Origin of the sequence: Marinobacter sp. UBA3604 (assembly GCF_002375325.1) — a bacterium.
In the GTDB taxonomy this organism is placed as follows: Bacteria; Pseudomonadota; Gammaproteobacteria; order Pseudomonadales; family Oleiphilaceae; genus Marinobacter; species Marinobacter salarius.
The window spans coordinates 148674-164321 of the sequence record NZ_DFMB01000015.1; the positions used below are offsets into that span (position 1 = coordinate 148674).

The window sequence follows — 15648 nt, forward strand, 5'->3', positions numbered from 1 at the left end:
CCGGGGGCAAAACAAACAACAACGTTTCACACTGACCCTGACGGATGACCCTATGACCCAGGACAACGTATCCCCACGTGACATTGCTCGCAGCCTGCCGGGCATACTCCGGCGATTTCCCGCCATTGCCAAGGGCTATTACTACTACTCGGTCAAAAACGAGAACAAGGACCTGACCCTTGGCACCCTGGTGGACCGCAACGCCGAAAAATACGGACACCGCCCGGCCATCCTGTTCGAAGACCGCAGCATTACCTGGCGGGAATTCAACGGTTGGGCCAACCGCATTGCCGGTTTCCTGAAGACAGAGGGCCTTATCCGGGGCGATACCATCGCCGTATTCCTGGAAAACCGCCCGGAGCTGCTCGCCGTGGTCGCCGGTGCCGCCAAGGTGGGCGTGGCCTGTGCCATGCTCAACACCTCCCAGAAGGGACGCGTACTGGAACACAGCATCAATCTGGTCAGTCCTAAAATGGTCGTTGTGGGCGAGGAACTGGTGGAAGCCTTTGACGGCGTGAAAGCCGATATCAGGACCAGCCACCCCAACCCATTCCTGTTCCTGGCCGATACCAACACCATGAACATCTTCGGCGATGCACCGGAGGGCTATGTGAACATGGCGGCAACGGTCAGCGCCCATCGGAATACGGCCCCCAAGCCGGCCGATCCGCCCACTATGGGTGACACCGCCATCTACCTGTTCACCTCCGGCACCACTGGCTTACCCAAGGCGGCGCCGGGCAGCCACCGCAAGTTCATGAAAGCCTACGGCGGGTTCGGCATGATGTCCCTGGACATGAAACCGGACGATGTCCTTTACTGCACCCTTCCGCTGTACCACGGCACCGCCTTGCTGGTGTGCTGGGGATCCGTGATGGCCGGTGGCTCTGCCATTGCCCTGCGTCGAAAATTCTCCGCCAGCGCGTTCTGGGACGACGTGCGGTATTTCCAGGCAACCACCTTCGGCTACGTGGGCGAACTCTGCCGTTACCTGCTGAATCAGCCCCCCAGCGAACAGGACCGCAATCACAACCTCACCAAGATGATCGGCAACGGCCTGCGCCCGTCCATCTGGAAGGAGTTCAAGGGACGCTTTGGCATCGAAACCGTGGCGGAACTCTATGCCTCCAGCGAGGGCAACATCGGCTTCAGCAATTTCTTCAACCTGGACAACACCGTTGGCTTTTCCACCGCCCCCTACAAACTGGTCAAATTCCACGACGGCACCCGCGACCCGGTTCGGAACGACAGCGGATTCATGCAGGAAGTCGAAAAGGGCGAACCGGGGCTGTTGATCGGTGAGATCACCAAGAAATGGTCCTTCGAGGGCTATACCCAGAAAGACGCCACGGAAAAATCGATCCTGCGGGACGCCTTCAAGAAAGGCGACCAGTGGTTCAACACCGGTGACGTGCTAAAAGAAATCGGCTGCGGCCACCTGCAGTTCGTGGACCGTATGGGCGACACTTTTCGTTGGAAAGGGGAAAACGTATCCACCACTGAGGTGGAGAACATCATCGACGGTTCCAATATGGTGGAGGAAGCCATTGTCTATGGGGTGGAGATTCCGGGCACCAACGGCAAGGCCGGCATGGTAACGCTGGTTCCCCACGCCAATGGCCAGGCATTTGATGTGAACCGACTGTTCCGGTACCTGAGCGACAACCTGCCGCCCTATGCGATTCCGGTGTTTGTTCGGGTAACCGGTGCCATCGAGAAAACGGGGACCTTCAAGTACCGCAAGGTGGACATCCAGAAAGCCGGTTATTCCATCGACAAACCGGGGGAGGAGGTTTACGCCTGGTTACCCGGGACAGATGGTTATACCCGGTTGACTCCTGAGCTGGTTGCCCAGATTGATTCGGGTGCTGTCCGGTTTTGAGTTTTCCTGGGCCTATGGTGGTGCCTGTGTATCTTGGCCCTAGCCTGTTTGGCTTTGGGGGCTGCACCAGTGGGAACCCCCTCCCAAAAAACGCTACGAGCACATCCATGTGCGCTTGGGCTCCGCCATCCATGGCTCCGCACATTTTTGGGAGGGGGCTCCCACCGGTGCTGTCAAATCATGGAAGGTACCGCTCTACGGTTTCACAATGTACCGATATATTCCCAAGGTCCGCAGGCCTTGGCTGACAGGGGCTCCCCAAAATGTCTCCGGCCAGGGACGGCCGGAGTCAAGCGCACATGGATGTGCTCTTAGCGTTTTTGGGGAGTCCCTGTCAGCCATGGCCAATCACCTGAACCATCAGGCTAGATTCAGAGGCCAGCACCAAACCAGGCCTTAAGAACCGACCTTAAGGACAACCTTCCCGGTAGCAGCCCGACCGGTCAGCGCCCCAAGGGCCTTCTCGTAATCCTCGAAGTCATAGACTTCACTGATTCGCGGATTAATCTTGCCTTCGGAGAACAGCTTCAGCAGCTCCATCATGTTCTGGGCGCTGTTCTGCGGCTCACGCTGGGTAAAGCTGCCCCAGAACACACCGACCACCGAACAACCCTTCAGCAGCGTCAGGTTCGCCGGAATCTTGGGGATATCTCCAGCCGCGAAGCCGATGATCAGGTGACGGCCGTTCCAGGCCATGGCGCGCAACGCCTGCTCCGTAAAATCACCGCCGACCGGATCGTAGATCACATCCACGCCCTTACTGTTGGTCAGGCGTTTAACCGCGTCTTTCAACGGCTCTTCGGTGTAGTTGATCAGCTCGTCGGCACCGGCCTCTTTCGCCACCGCCAGCTTCTCTGCCGTACTGGCTGCCGCAATCACATGGGCGCCCATGGCTTTACCCAGTTCCACCGTTGCCAGGCCAACACCGCCGCTGGCACCCAACACCAACAGAGTTTCCCCCGGCTGGATATTGGCGCGTTGCTTGAGAGCGTAATACGAGGTGCCATAGACCATGGAAAAAGCAGCCGCTTTTTCGTCGGACATGGACTCGGGAATGGGCAGGATGTTCTGCTCCGGGACGACCACCTCTTCGGCAAAGGCACCGTAGCCGGTGAGGCCGGCAACCCGGTCACCCGGCTTGAAGCGAGTGACTTTCTCGCCGATTTCAATTACCTCGCCAGACATCTCTCCACCGGGAGAAAACGGCATGGTGGGCTTGAGCTGGTACTTGCCTTCAATGATCAGGGTATCCGGGAAGTTCAGGCCGGCAGCCTTAACGCGCACCTTGACCCCGTGACCTTTCACGACGGGGCTGGTGACGTCTTCAATCACCAGCGTCTCCGCCGGGCCGTATTCCTTGCAGAGGATCGCTCTCATATTCGTGACTCCGTTGTAGGACAGTCGATATTTGGACGGTCGATAGAGGACAACATCAATGGATGGTTATCAACCTAAACAGAGTCGGATCATGAAGCAAATAAAGAAATCTAATCTCTCCGGATTAGCTGGACTTATTCTGATCGGAAAAATGACTCTCTGGCATAGGCCAGACGAATCAGAGACATAGTCATTGCTCAATACGCGTAACAGCTTCAAGATATGCCTCAAACACGCTTCAAAAAGCGGGAACGGATCACAGCGCTCGCAATACGCGGCTTAGGGCCAGAGATGTTTGACATAATTTACGTGCTGGAAATGACCGGTGTGATTGCCTTTGCGATCTCCGGCATGTTGATCGCCCGATCCAAGAACATGGACCCGGTGGGCGTTTTCACCATCGGCTTCGTGACCGCCCTGGGGGGAGGAACCCTTCGTGACCTGATGATGGATAATCACCCGTTGTACTGGATCAAGCATCAGGAGCAACCTATCCTGATCCTCTGCATGGCCGTTGTGTTCAGCTACTGGCACCGTGTCGAGCGTATCCGCGAATCGCGCATCCTGCTTCCTGATGCCCTCGGCCTGGGTGTTTTCACAATCCTCGGCGCGCAGTTGGCTCTGGACCTGGGCCACTCCTGGTTTGTGGCGTCACTACTGGGCGTGATGACCGGTACTTTTGGTGGTGCCCTGCGCGACACCTTTTGCAATGAGGTGCCGTTGATTTTCCGCAAAGACCAGATCTACGCGTCCATATCCTTCGCCGGCTGTTGGCTATACTTTGTTTGCCAATGGCTGCTGGAGAGCGAATCCCTGGCCATGACCATTGGCCTCTTGTTTATTTTCATCACCCGACTGCTGGCTGTGCGCTTCGACATCCGCCTCCAGCGGGACAGACGAACAGTGCAATGAGGCTACCGATGATCAATCGTCCCTTGGCGTTCTCGCCTCCAGCCGGTAACATTGCCGTTTTTTCACCCAATTCCTGAAACCGGTTCATTCAACCCCCATTCAGCACCCTGTAAGGCAGGCATACGTCATGCTAGAACGACTATTCAAGCTCCAGGCTAATGGCACCACAGTTCGCAAAGAGGTACTTGCGGGCTTTACCACCTTCCTGACTATGGCTTACATCATCGTGGTCAATCCCAGCATTCTCTCCGCTACCGGCATGGACTTCGGCGCGGTATTCGTGGCGACCTGCCTGGCGGCCACCATTGGCACCCTGATCATGGGGCTCTGGGCCAACTACCCGATCGCGCTGGCGCCGGGCATGGGCCTGAACGCGTTCTTCTCGTTCACCGTTGTTGGCGGCATGGGCTATAGCTGGCAGGTGGCCTTGGGTGCTGTCTTCATTTCCGGCTTTATCTTCTTCCTGCTGAGTATCTTCAAAGTCCGGGAATGGATCATCAACAGCATTCCCATGTCCCTGCGTTTCGGCATCTCCGCCGGCATTGGCTTCTTTCTGGCGCTCATCGCGCTGAAAAATGCCGGCATCGTGATTGATAACCCCGCCACCCTGGTTGGTCTGGGTGACGTAAAAGTGGCCGAGAGCCTGTTGTTCTTCGGCGGTTTCGTGCTGATCTGTGCTTTGTCCTTCCGCAAGATCACCGGTGCGGTGATGATCGGGATCATTGCCGTGACAGCAGCAGCCATGGGGCTGGGCATGGTGGAGTACGATGGTTTTGCGTCCGCGCCCCCAAGTCTGGCGCCGACCTTCATGCAGCTGGACCTCGCAGGGGCGCTGAACATTGGCATGATCAGCGTGATTTTCGCCTTTCTGTTTGTAGACCTGTTTGACACCTCCGGCACCCTCATCGGCGCCGCCCAGCGCGGTGGCCTGCTGGACAAGGACGGCAAACTGCCACGGCTGGGCCGTGCGCTGATGTCCGATTCCGTAGCCACCATGTCCGGCGCTGCCCTCGGCACCTCCACCACCACCAGCTACATCGAATCCACCGCCGGTATCTCCGCCGGTGGCCGCACCGGCCTGACCGCTGTGGTCGTCGCGGCGCTGTTCATGGCGTGCCTGCTGCTCTCGCCCATTGCCAGTATTATTCCGGCTTACGCCACCGCTCCGGCGCTTCTTTATGTCGCGGTGCTGATGGCCAGCGGCCTGAAGCTGATCGAATGGGACGACGTCACCGAAGCCGCACCGGCAGTGGTAACCGCCCTGATGATGCCGCTGACCTTCTCGATCGCCAACGGCATTGCCCTGGGCTTCGTTACCTATGCCATCCTCAAGGCCTTGAGCGGCCGCTGGTCGGACCTGAACCCCAGCGTGGTCATCATCGCCGTGGTCTTTATCCTGAAATTCATCTTCCTGGACGCAGCCTAAGCTGCGCTTTCAGCGCTTGGACACGCTATGGACTATTTTTCAGAAAGCATCAAGAAAGCCATTCGCACCGTGCCAGACTGGCCCAAGCCAGGCGTCGCCTTCCGCGACATCACCACCGTGCTCCAGGACCGCACCGCGTTCCGCAAGCTGATTGATGCCTTCGTTCACCGCTACCACGGCCACGATATTGATGCCGTTGCCGCCGTAGATGCCCGTGGTTTTATCATCGGCTCCGCCCTGGCCTATGAGCTGAACGCCTCGCTGGTACTGATCCGCAAGAAAGGCAAGCTGCCGTTCGATACCCTGGTGGAAGACTACGAACTGGAGTACGGCACCGCCTCGGTGGAACTGCACAAGGACGCCTTCAAGCCCGGCGACAACGTGGTGCTGGTGGACGACCTGATCGCCACCGGCGGCACCATGCTGGCCGCCTCACGGCTCATTCGCAGAATTGGCGCCGACATCGTCGAAGTGGCTGCCATGATTGACCTCCCCGACCTGGGGGGCTCACGCAAGCTGCAGGAAGAGGGGCTGAAGGTTTATACGGTGTGTTCGTTCGAGGGCGACTGAATCCATGGCGGCCCACAAATAGCTATCTCAGTGCCTGCTCGTGTTTCCGGGGAATTCACCGCGCAGGCACAATGGGCATCGCTACCAACCTTCCAGTGGAATTCCATGCGTTTCCAGGTGAGTGCCGCTGCTTTCGCGGTACTCTTCTGTTCTTTTTTGGTAAGTAGAGATGTCACCATCAACCTCATTCGCCTGAAAACGCTCGACCTCAATCTCGTTTCCTATTTGGCTCATAAGCCAGACAACGATCTGACCACCCGGCGCCAAGCCTAATACCAACCGGTTCCTGCGCTTCTCAACCACTCCGTTTAAATGGGTGTGGTGGGGCGCCCTTTCCTGCATTTTTTCCCCCCACCCAGGGGGTACATGCATCAAGTGCTGATAGAATTTCTGCTCCGCAAATGAGAACCATCGGATACGGATATAGTCTGGGAAGGGTTCGAGCCTTCCACCAACACCCTTTGGTCCCTGCGGACCCCGCCAGCAGCAAGATATACCTCCCGGAGGTTGATTCCATTTATAGTTAGCTGAGCGCCCAAGCTCAAGATGCTCAACCCATACATCGTAGTGCATCGGAGCAGCGACCCAGAAGTATGAGGCAACACCCTCTTCAGAAATAGCCGCAGTGCCACAACCGGCCACCCACAGGCAACAAAACAATACCAGCGTTAGCCTATGAATCATTTTTTGTCTCCGGCTCGCGGTTGGGGTGGATGGTTCGCTCCCTATGTAAGGTTGGGCGAAACGGATGGAGACGAGATATTGGAAACTCAAACTGAAACGTCTCACCACTCACAAGAGAGCTCATAAGGTTATAGTGGTCAGAATGATGAGTGTACTTTTGAAGCAACAGATTGCTCAGTGATGAGTCCAACCCAACAGAGTCGTTACCAGCGGCAACGGCATCCCGAACTCTTTCAAATACCGGCCTGAGCTCATCTGGAAAGTTGAGCGCAACATCGCTTTCATCCAACTCGTACATCATCACTCCCGCTTTGATCGCTTCTTCGTACATGATCTTCAATGCAACGCGGGAATAGTCAGCCAGAAGGTAACGCCTCATTTTCAGGCTGAGCAACACCTGGCCATCTGGAACGGGATGATCAAGGCGCTGACTCTCAATCGCTAACTCTGGATCAGCGCTATCTGGCAGGGGCAGACTGAACTCGCCAATCCATCCTTCGCTTTCATAATGGCCGAGCATTTCGCCCAGAGTATCCCACTCCATAGTTTGCCTGGGCCACTTGGTATCCGAACCACGAATACTGACAGTCGGGTACAAAAGGACTTCTTCGATTTCTCGATCGGCATAACCTCCCCCAACATCAGAATGTGCGCCGGGCAGAGATACCTCACGGAAGTTCCGGGGTAGACTCCCATCAGGATTACGGAGACTGCTGAGGGAAAAGTTGGCCCTCTTCTCATGCATCGCCGTCAAATGTAGAGCATGATTTACTTTTTTCGAATCGAGAAACAGTTCTACGGGGTTGCTTCGATCATTTCCAGGAGAAGGATCCAAGCTTGCCAGATTAACAATTCCGGCGACCGTATCAAACAGACCAACGAATCGAATAGTGACCTTTTCCGGCCAAGCAATCCCACTGCGTTGAAGTGCTTTTGACAGCTCACCATCTGTGCCTTTGAGAATCTGATTTGCAGCGTGACGAGCTGCCGCCGCTCCTCGACTAAAACCAAACAGATCGAAGATAATTCGATATCTAGGCTGTCCTCCGGCGACTACTGCAATCTGATCTGCTAAATCTGAAAATAGCCGTTTCACCTGATCGAGAACACCAGTCTCCCCTAACCCGGTAGCCATCCCTATAATCGAATCATCACCGCCAGTCCTCGTGCCTGCACCAGCCGAATAGACCTTTAGAATGAGCGGTCGTCCATCTATTCGATCCTGACTAGAATCTCTGTACAACCGCCAGAGCTTTGCCACATTCGTAGGCGCCCCAGCATAGCTCTCACCCATCGTCAGCCGAAGCCGCTCCTCGCACTCGGCCCGCTTACTTGGGTCATTTCGCATAGGCTCAAGGCACTCGCTCTCCACACGTCGCTCAAATGCCTGAATATTGTCGACATTATTCAACGTACCGTCGGTAAAAAGACCAGCCACAATTTCCAGCGGAGGCTCTTCAACGTTGTGGTTGTCACGGCCCGTCGCCGGGTTTTCTGCCGGAGACAAAGATGCAACATTGGCTTGTGTCCCCAGTGTTCCGGAAAATGATTGTGCGGCAGGTTCACTACGCTGGCGATTTTGTGCCTGCTGAATGCGAAGCTCCGTCTCAAACCCAGTCGCCGGAAGCGAGCCAACACCCATGGCTGGATCAAGATCCGCTGGAGTAATTTCATATCGGTTGAACGCTGCAACAGCGTTACCAATCCCGGCGCAGTGCGCCCCGCAATTGCGATAGCGCCAGCGCCCTTGCCCGGCACCATTCTCATCCGGGTTCCATGAGACCAAGGGTGAAAAGAGTTCATTTCGCTCGATCCGGCTGTAGACCAGAAGAATTTCGCCTGCGGAAATCCGGGAGCAGATTTCATCGGCCCAATTGACCAGCGAACGGCTTTGGCAGGAAAGGCTATCAGGAAGCCGGAGCCTTTCCCGTTCATGGGAATAGAAAGCGGTGAGGATGGACATGGCCTTATTGGCCGCGAAAAAGGGAGATTCGATCAGCGGCAAGTCCTGTGCCGTAAGGTCTCCGTGGAATTTGAGTTGCATTACGGTCCCTGTTGCTTTGGTATCACCGGGGACCTGTCCGTTGGTTCCCCGCGCAACAAAAACGTAAAGAACTTTGACCGCTAGTGCAAGCAAAAGTGTTTCCGGTTTAGACTCGTGCCATGTACTAAGGAGACAAGCGCCATGCCTGACTATCAGCACCACTGGAAAGACGGAACACCGGTTAACCTGCCCTTGGGCAAAATCGTCTGCATCGGTCGTAACTATGCGGAACATGCCCGGGAGCTGAACAACCCGGTTCCGGATGAGCCCCTGCTGTTTATCAAACCGGCAACCTCCGCGGTGCACATCACCCGCCCCCTGGACTTCCCACGCAACCAGGGCGCGGTTCATTTTGAAACCGAGCTGGCCGTGCTGATCGGCCGCCCGCTGACCAATGCGTCGGCCAGCGACGCCGAAGCCGCTATCCTTGGCTACGGCCTGGCGCTGGACCTGACGCTGCGAGACGTGCAATCCCGGCTCAAGGAGAAAGGCCAGCCCTGGGAACGCGCCAAGGCCTTTGATGGTGCCTGCCCCCTGTCGCCCTTCGTGTGTATCGACCGCCTCCGCCGAGACCATCTCACCTTTACCCTCGACATCAACCGCGAACGCCAGCAAACCGGTGATACCCGGGATATGCTGAACCCGATCGTGCCATTGATCGCCCACATGAGCACCCAATTCACCCTGATGCCCGGCGATGTGGTTCTTACCGGTACACCAAAAGGCGTTGGCCCCCTGGAACCCGGCCAGATATTGTCTCTGGAACTGGAAGACGCCTTGTTTGTGGAGACCACCGTGCTCTAGGCTGGGCAAGGGACATTGCGATCCTCCTCAGGTCCATCGGCTCTTCAGGACGTATAACAGGCATGGCAAAGAAACCGGTTACCACACGCAGCGGACGATTCTTCAGACTGGCAGGCATGACGGCGTCCGTGGCCGGACAGTACGCTGGCCAGCGCGCGCGCCGGATCTTCCGCAGTGAGGAAGATAACGAGGGCGCTCGCTCCGAGAGCTATACCCGCATGGCGGACCAGATTGTCGATACCCTGGGTGAGCTCAAGGGCGCGGTCATGAAAGTCGGCCAGATTGCCTCCCAGACCCAGGACTTTCTGCCCCGGGAATTCTCGGATGCCCTTGAGCGGCTTCAGAAAGAGGCCCCGCCCATGCCGTTCGAGGTGATTGTCGGTCAGGTGGAGAGCGAACTGGGCAAACCGGTGTCAGAACTGTTCGAGTACCTGCAGGAAAAACCCTACGCGGCGGCGTCCATCGGCCAGGTTCACCGGGCCCGCCTGCACGACGGCACCGATGTCATCGTCAAGGTTCAGTACCCCGGCGTGGACGAATCCTGCGACAGCGACCTGAAACAGCTACGAATGGCCCTGAAACTGGGCGGCCTGCTGAAAATGCCGAAAGAGCACGTCGACCAGCTGTTCGGCGAAATCCGGGTGCGGCTCAAAGAGGAACTGGATTACGAGAACGAGGCCCGCAACCTGAAGGAATTCCAGGCATTCCATGCCAGTGACGACTGGATCGAGATCCCGACCGTCTTTGCCAGCCACTCGTCCCGGCGGGTACTGACCATGGAGCTGGTGGAAGGCGACCATATCAGCGAGGTAACCCCCGCAAGATACGATCAGAACACCATCAACCTGATCGGGCACCGCATCTTCACCATGATGGCGGACCAGCTTTTCCGCTACCAGTGCATCCATGGCGACCCCCACGCCGGCAATTTCGCCTACCGGCCCGATGGCACCATCATCCTTTATGACTTTGGTTGCGTGAAAAAGCTGAAGCCGGAAATCGTCGAGGCCTATCGCAACGCCCTGGTCTCCGCCCTGGAAGAGGATTACGCCGCCCTGGATCGCCACCTGATCGCCCTTGGTGCTCGCGTGGAATCACAGCCGGCGGTGGACGAAGCCTACTATGCCATGTGGCGGGACATTCTAATTCAGCCCTTTGACAGTGACACCCCCTACGACTTTGCCGAGTCTGAGTTGCACAAGGACGTCGCTGCAAAAACCACCACCGTGTTCAAGTACCTGGACTACTTCAAGCCGCCGGTAGAGAGCATCTTCATTGACCGAATGATTGCCGGCCATTACTGGATGATGAAGCGTTTGGGGGTGCAAGCAGCATTTCGGGAAGAACTCGAGGAGTATCTGGCGTTATAACCCCAGCCCCTTCATCCACTCCGCAACGCCCTCACCGGCGCCCTTGCGAATAACCTTCGCCCTCGAAAGGCTCGCCGGTTCACCAGGATCGATGACCGTTACCGGCACATCGAAATTCACCAGATCCACCAGCCCGGCTGCGGGGTAGACTTGCAGGGACGTGCCCACAATCAGCAGATGATCTGCGGTGGGCACGATCTCCGCTGCGGCCTCGATCATCGGCACTTCCTCGCCGAACCATACGATGTGCGGCCGAAGCTGGGAGCCGCGATCACAGGTGTCTCCGGGCTGTATGTCGTTGAATCCGATGTCGTAAATCAGTTCCGGATGCGTCGAACTGCGGGCTTTGGTGAGTTCGCCGTGCAGGTGTATAACATTGCTGGAGCCGCCCCGCTCATGCAGGTTGTCCACGTTCTGGGTAATGATCGTTACCCGGTAATGCTGCTCCAGTTCCGCCAGCAAGCGGTGGGCGTCATTTGGTTGTGCCGACTTCAACTGCCGCCGGCGTTCGTTGTAGAAGCGCAGCACCAGTTCCTGGTTTCGGGCAAAGGCTTCTGGCGTCGCCACATCATAGACACTGTGTTGTTCCCACAGGCCGCCATTATCGCGAAACGTGGAGAGTCCGCTTTCGGCGCTCATACCGGCGCCGCTGAGCACAACGATGTGATCTTTCATACAGCAACACTTTGATTGTCAGATGAGTGTATTCAGAACCAGAGCTTCTCCGGCCTGCGCCGTTTTTCCACCCTCAGCCCATGCCTCTCCAGGATAGCAACCAGTTCCTCGGTGTCATCGATATTGAGGAAGGGTGCGAGGGAAATTTCCTCGCCCCGGAACTGCAGGTGAAGCTTTGGGGGAGTCCAGGGATGGCGTGGCATGTCCTGCCATACGCGGGTGTAGCGCCGGGGCAGCTCCCATTCCCGCTCCTTCTGGGTCAGGCCTTTTTCCAGGCGGATCAGCTCCGGTGCGAACGTGAGCACTTCGCGCCTCTGGCACTGACGGGAGGTGTAGTAGAACGCCGCCGCCAATGCGGTCAACTCAAGACCCGCGAACGGCAATACCGGCCATGCTCCGGCCAGTAGCATGCCAGTGGAAATAACCAGCGAAAGCAACACAGCCGCAAGCCAAATGCGGATATTGCCCCGCCAGTTCATGGACCGGTTGGGGGTCAGGAGAAAACAGTCGCCTTCACACTCGGAAAGCTGCTCTACCATTCAGGTCGCTCCCAGGAGCCACCACCCGCATCGCCTGAACGCCTTCAGTCAAAAATCTTGCCGGGGTTCATCACACCCTTGGGGTCGAACACCTGCTTGATGCCCCTCAGGTAGGCAATTTCAGCGGCGCTGCGCGTGTACTCCAGATAGGGTTTCTTGGTCATGCCGACACCATGCTCGGCAGACACACTGCCCTGATAACGTTCGACAATCTCGAAGACCCATTTGTTCACCTGCTGGCACTTCTCAAAGAAATCCTCTTTGGCCATGTCTTCCGGTTTGAGGATGTTCAGGTGCAGGTTGCCGTCGCCGATGTGGCCGAACCAGATAATCTCGAAATCCGGGTAGTGCTCGGTGACCACCGCGTCGATTTCCTGCAGGAACCCTGGCACCTTGGAAACCACCACAGAGATATCGTTCTTATACGGCGTACGCGGTGCAATGGACTCTGAAATGCGCTCCCGCAGTTGCCAAAGGTTCAGGGCCTGGGTTTCACTCTGGCTGATAACGCCATCCAGCACCCAGCCGTTTTCCACGCACTGCTCGAACAGCGCCATGGCATCGTCCATCACCTGGTCGGACACCGCCTCAAACTCCAGCAGCGCGTAGTACGGCGCCTCGGTTTCGAACGGCGCCTGCACCTGGCCATGGGCCAGTACATGCCCCATGGCCTGATGGGAGAAGAACTCGTAGGCGGTCAGATCGATCTGCTTCTGGAACGCCTGCAGCACGTCCATGGTGTTGGTCAGGTCGTTCAGGCCCAGCACCAGCACGGTCAGATTATCCGGCTTGCGAGAGAGCTTCATGGTGGCCTCGGTAATAAATCCGAGAGTGCCTTCCGCGCCGATAAACAGATGGCGCAGGTCGTACCCGGTGTTGTTCTTCGCCAGATCTTTGTTCAGATCGAGGATATCCCCCTTGCCGGTGACCACTTTCAGACCAGCCACCCAGTCCCGGCTCATGCCGTAGCGGATTACCTTGATACCACCGGCGTTGGTGGAGAGGTTGCCGCCAAGCTGGCTGGAACCGGCCGAGGCGAAATCCACGGGATAATACAAGCCGTTGTCTTCGGCGTAGGTCTGCAGTTGTTCCGTCACTACCCCGGCCTGACACTTCACGGTGCGGTCGCTGGCGCTGAAGTCCAGAATCTGGTTCATGTTGTCAAACGCCACCACAACCTCACCATTGGCCGCCACGGCTCCGGCACTCAGGCCGGTGCGCCCACCAGAAGGCACCAGAGCCACCTGGTTCTCGTTGGCAAACCTCACCAGCGCCTGCACCTGTTCCGTCGTCTTGGGCAAAACAATGGCCACGGGCTTGGGTGGATAGATCTTCGTCCAGTCCTTGCCGTAATTTTCCAGGTCGGCCGCGTCAGTCAGCACTTTTCCGGGGGTCTGGCCCGCTTCCATCAGGGCTTTGAGGGAGGCAACGATCTGTTCAGGATTCATGGATAGTCCGGTCTCGCAAAGGGTTAATCAGGGCGCCGGTAGGCAGAGTTGATTCAGGTGGTCCGACGCGCTGTGAAAATCTGCGTTTATGGTATCATACCGCCCCTGTTCTGTGAGCCCGCCCGCCAACAGCGGTCCTCACGGGTCATTTCATGTGACGAAAGGTTCGGAAGCAAGCCCATGTCAAATACGTCTCTTGAAAAGAGCAAAATCCGCATCCTGCTGCTGGAAGGCGTGCACCAGTCCGCCATTGATACCCTGAACGCCGCAGGCTATACCAACATCGAATTCCTGACTCATTCACTGGCCGAAGACGAGCTGGTGGAGAAAATCGCCGACGCTCATTTCGTGGGTATCCGCTCACGCACCCAGCTGACCGAGAAGGTATTCGACGCTGCCCAGAAGCTGGTAGCGGTGGGCTGTTTCTGCATTGGCACCAACCAGGTTGACCTTCAGGCGGCCACCCGTCGCGGTATCGCTGTTTTCAACGCACCTTTCTCCAACACCCGCAGTGTGGCGGAGCTGGTTCTGGCCCAGGCGATTCTGTTGCTGCGCGGCGTACCTGAGAAAAACGCCAAGGCCCACCGTGGTGAATGGCTGAAGTCCGCCAAGGACAGCTACGAAATCCGTGGCAAGAAGCTCGGCATCATCGGTTATGGCAACATCGGCACCCAGTTCAGCGTGCTGGCCGAAGGCCTGGGCATGGACGTGTACTTCTACGACGTGGTGTCCAAACTGTCCATCGGCAATGCCACCCAGGTAGGCACCCTGCAGGAGCTGCTCAACACCTGCGATGTGATCAGCCTGCACGTTCCCGAAACGCCGTCCACCAAGTACATGTTCAAGGCCGAGCAGTTTGCCCAGATGAAGCCGGGCAGCATCCTGATGAACGCCTCCCGGGGCACGGTGGTCGACATTGACGCCCTGGCCGATGCCTTGGGCAGTGGCAAGCTCCTGGGCGCCGCCATTGATGTCTTCCCCGTTGAACCCAAGTCCAACAATGAAGAGTTCATCTCTCCACTGCGCGAGTTCGACAACGTGATCCTGACTCCGCACGTCGGTGGCTCCACCATTGAGGCACAGGAAAACATTGGTCGCGAAGTGGCAGAAAAGCTGGCGATGTACAGCGACAACGGCACGTCTGTCTCTTCCGTGAACTTCCCGGAAGTGGCCCTGCCCTCACATCCGAACCAGCACCGCCTGCTGCACATCCACGAAAACGTGCCGGGCGTGATGTCGGAAATCAACCAGGTGTTCTCGGAAAACGGCATCAACATCTGTGGCCAGTACCTGCAAACCAAGGAAGACATTGGTTACGTGGTGATCGATGTCGACAAGGAGTACGGCGAGTTGGCACTTGAGAAACTGCTGAAAGTCAAAGGCACCATCCGCTGCCGCGTGCTGTTCTGATCCAGACGGTGTTTCAGCACCACAAAGAAGCCGGGGCCAACAGGTCCCGGTTTTTTTATGGCCAAACAGGCCAACTCCCGCACATGACCTCTTATTAATCCTCTTTTAGGCCAGTTGACCTTGAGATGTCATCAGATGCAGCCATGATGGAAGTGAACGCTTTAACATTGCATCCAACATTCACTCCAAGGAGCATTCCATGTCACTGAAGGAGTCATTGCAGAAAAAATTGGAAACCCAGACCGAGTACTGGAGCAAACAGATCCAGAGCCTGCAGGCCGATGCTGAAGAACGGATGGCAAAAGCCCAGGACGACCAGGCAGAGGCTGAAATCCAGAAAGATTTCTCCGAGCGCATTCAGGCGCTGGAAGAACACGTCGAAGAAGCACGCAAGAAGATTTCGGAGATCCGGGATTCAGGGGAAGACCAGTTGCGGGACCTGAAGGCAAGGATTGACGAGTGGCTTCCCGGCGGAAAGAACTAGGAATCGAGTAGGAGGGGGAGTTA

At 57.0% G+C, this 15648-nt stretch carries 14 protein-coding genes; 8 read left to right on the plus strand and 6 right to left on the minus strand.

Translation table 11 applies throughout. The features are described from left to right. Positions 1-52: 52 nt before the first annotated feature. Positions 53-1882 (plus strand): long-chain-acyl-CoA synthetase, encoded by a 1830-nt coding sequence (locus tag B2590_RS04765; protein ID WP_286847867.1) that lies wholly within the window; start codon positions 53-55, stop codon positions 1880-1882. 396 nt (positions 1883-2278) lie between these two features. On the opposite strand, the gene B2590_RS04770 is transcribed toward B2590_RS04765, so the two are convergent. Next, entirely contained in the window at positions 2279-3259 is a 981-nt protein-coding gene (locus B2590_RS04770; RefSeq protein WP_286810900.1) for an NADPH:quinone oxidoreductase family protein, read from the minus strand. Between the two features lie 291 nt (positions 3260-3550). Here B2590_RS04770 and B2590_RS04775 point away from each other — a divergent pair, with 291 nt between their 5' ends. From B2590_RS04775 to B2590_RS04785, 3 genes are all read left to right on the plus strand, one after another. Continuing rightward, complete coding sequence (locus tag B2590_RS04775; protein WP_041332388.1) at positions 3551-4171, plus strand: trimeric intracellular cation channel family protein; 621 nt, start codon at positions 3551-3553, stop codon at positions 4169-4171. Positions 4172-4298: 127 nt separating this feature from the next. Next, positions 4299-5597, plus strand: coding sequence for an NCS2 family permease (locus B2590_RS04780; RefSeq protein ID WP_036209628.1), 1299 nt, complete (start codon positions 4299-4301; stop codon positions 5595-5597). A gap of 27 nt (positions 5598-5624) precedes the next feature. Next, positions 5625-6167: an adenine phosphoribosyltransferase gene (locus B2590_RS04785; RefSeq protein ID WP_007154443.1), complete on the plus strand. Its 543-nt coding sequence runs from the start codon at positions 5625-5627 to the stop codon at positions 6165-6167. 81 nt (positions 6168-6248) lie between these two features. Here the strand turns inward: B2590_RS04785 and B2590_RS04790 are convergent, their stop codons facing one another. Further along, positions 6249-6851 (minus strand): DUF2931 family protein, encoded by a 603-nt coding sequence (locus tag B2590_RS04790; RefSeq protein ID WP_286810901.1) that lies wholly within the window; start codon positions 6849-6851, stop codon positions 6249-6251. Beyond that, on the minus strand, positions 6841-8988 hold the full coding sequence (locus B2590_RS04795) for a T6SS phospholipase effector Tle1-like catalytic domain-containing protein (protein ID WP_286810902.1): 2148 nt from the start codon (positions 8986-8988) through the stop codon (positions 6841-6843). Before B2590_RS04795 ends, B2590_RS04790 begins: the two co-directional genes overlap by 11 nt. Positions 8989-9036: 48 nt before the next feature. On the opposite strand from B2590_RS04795, the gene B2590_RS04800 reads away from it, so the two are divergent. Then, a complete protein-coding gene (locus tag B2590_RS04800) occupies positions 9037-9699 on the plus strand; it encodes a fumarylacetoacetate hydrolase family protein (RefSeq protein WP_036209621.1) in 663 nt (220 codons plus the stop codon). Between the two features lie 62 nt (positions 9700-9761). Next, the gene (locus B2590_RS04805) at positions 9762-11069 is read left to right on the plus strand and encodes an ABC1 kinase family protein (RefSeq protein ID WP_041332386.1); all 1308 of its coding nucleotides are present in this window, start codon (positions 9762-9764) and stop codon (positions 11067-11069) included. On the opposite strand, the gene B2590_RS04810 is transcribed toward B2590_RS04805, so the two are convergent. Genes B2590_RS04810 through B2590_RS04820 form a run of 3 tightly spaced genes read right to left on the minus strand, consistent with a single transcriptional unit; the run spans position 11064 to position 13731 of the window. Further along, positions 11064-11744, minus strand: coding sequence for an SIR2 family NAD-dependent protein deacylase (locus B2590_RS04810; protein WP_041332385.1), 681 nt, complete (start codon positions 11742-11744; stop codon positions 11064-11066). The genes B2590_RS04805 and B2590_RS04810 overlap by 6 nt on opposite strands. Positions 11745-11776: 32 nt before the next feature. Continuing rightward, complete coding sequence (locus B2590_RS04815) at positions 11777-12283, minus strand: DUF2244 domain-containing protein (protein ID WP_286847869.1); 507 nt, start codon at positions 12281-12283, stop codon at positions 11777-11779. Positions 12284-12327: 44 nt separating this feature from the next. After that, positions 12328-13731, minus strand: coding sequence for an FAD-binding oxidoreductase (locus B2590_RS04820; RefSeq protein WP_286847870.1), 1404 nt, complete (start codon positions 13729-13731; stop codon positions 12328-12330). Positions 13732-13911: 180 nt separating this feature from the next. On the opposite strand from B2590_RS04820, the gene serA reads away from it, so the two are divergent. Further along, positions 13912-15141: a phosphoglycerate dehydrogenase gene (serA, locus tag B2590_RS04825; protein ID WP_036209606.1), complete on the plus strand. Its 1230-nt coding sequence runs from the start codon at positions 13912-13914 to the stop codon at positions 15139-15141. Positions 15142-15340: 199 nt separating this feature from the next. Then, the gene (locus tag B2590_RS04830) at positions 15341-15625 is read left to right on the plus strand and encodes a hypothetical protein (RefSeq protein ID WP_007154450.1); all 285 of its coding nucleotides are present in this window, start codon (positions 15341-15343) and stop codon (positions 15623-15625) included. The last annotated feature ends 23 nt before the right edge of the window (positions 15626-15648 follow it).